The sequence below is a fragment of the Natrialba sp. INN-245 genome, assembly GCF_009807105.1.
GTDB classification, from domain to species: domain Archaea; phylum Halobacteriota; class Halobacteria; order Halobacteriales; family Natrialbaceae; genus Natrarchaeobius; species Natrarchaeobius swarupiae.
In genome coordinates this window covers 1-1409 of the sequence record NZ_WUBV01000054.1, presented here as the reverse complement: position 1 = coordinate 1409, position 1409 = coordinate 1, and the positions used below count along the sequence as shown (strand labels likewise).

General features: G+C 60.6%; 1 protein-coding gene. It reads right to left on the bottom strand.

What is annotated here, in order from left to right; translation table 11 throughout:
- Positions 1-1409: Fe-S cluster assembly protein SufB (gene sufB / locus GRS80_RS15115; protein ID WP_160048290.1), on the bottom strand; the 1409-nt coding region annotated here is incomplete at both ends.

Below are 1409 nucleotides of genomic sequence, written 5' to 3'. Positions count from 1 at the left end.
CCGAGACTTCCCTCCATCTCGAGTTCGATCAAGCGATTCAGTTCGACCGCGTACTCGATGGGCAGTTCCTCCGTGATCGGCTCGATGAAGCCGGCGACGATCATCTTCTTGGCGTCGTCGTCGTCCAGCCCGCGGCTCTGGAGGTAGAAGATGTCTTCGTCGCCGATTTTACCGACGGTGGCCTCGTGGGCGACGTCGACTTTCGACTCTTCGATCTCCATGTACGGCATGGTGTCGCTGGTCGACTCGTTGTCGAACATCAGCGCGTCACACTCGACGGCAGTCGAGGAGTTCTCGGCGCCGTCGGCGATGTGGACGAGCCCGCGGTAGTTGGTGCGGCCGCCGTCTTTCGAGATCGACTTCGACTCGATGGTCGAACTCGTTTCGGGTGCGTTGTGGTAGACTTTTGCGCCGGTGTCGATGTTCTGTCCCTCGCCCGCAAAGGCGATGGTGATGTGGGTGTCGGTCGCGCCGCGGCCCTTGAGGATCGTACACGGGTAGAGCATGGTCGCCTTCGAGCCCATACTGCCGGAGACCCACTCCATCGTGCCGTTTGCCTCACAGATGGCGCGCTTGGTGTTCAGGTTGAACGTGTTCTTCGACCAGTTTTGCACCGTGGAGTACTGCACGTGTGCGTCCTCGCCGACGAAGACCTCGACACAGCCCGAGTGGAGGTTGTGGGCACCGTATTTCGGTGCGGAACAGCCCTCAATGTAGTGGACTTCCGAGCCTTCCTCGGCGACGATGAGCGTGTGCTCGAACTGGCCCATCCCTTCCGAGTTCATCCGGAAGTACGCCTGGACTGGCATCTCGACGGTGACGTCTTCTGGAACGTAGACGAACGAGCCGCCGGACCAGACGGCACCGTGGAGTGCAGCGAACTTGTTGTCGCTCGGGGGCACACAGGTCGTCATGAAGTACTCTTTGACGAGCTCTGGGTGCTCTTTGACGGCGCGGTCCATGTTCATGAAGACCACGCCCTTCTCCTCCCACTGCTCTTGCATGTTCTGGTAGACGACTTCGGACTCGTACTGGGCACCGACGCCCGAGAGGGCGTTCTTCTCGGCTTCCGGAATACCCAGTTTGTCGAAGGTGTCTTTGATCTCGTCGGGCAGCTCCGTCCAGTCGTCGACGCCTTCACGCTTGTCGACGTCCGGGCGGATGTAGGGGACGATCTCTTCGATGTCCAGTTGGGTCAGGTCCGGTTGGCCGGGCCAGTCCGTTGGCATCGGCATGTTGTGGTACTGCTTGAGCGCGCGCAGACGGCGCTCGAGCATCCAGTCGGGCTCGTCCTTGTCCTCGGAGATCATGCGGATGACCTCCTCTGTCAGGCCCTTCTCGGAGCGCACCGCGGCGTTCTCCTCTTTCTTGAACTCGAACCGGGCTTCAGTGTCGGTTTCTTTGAGGTG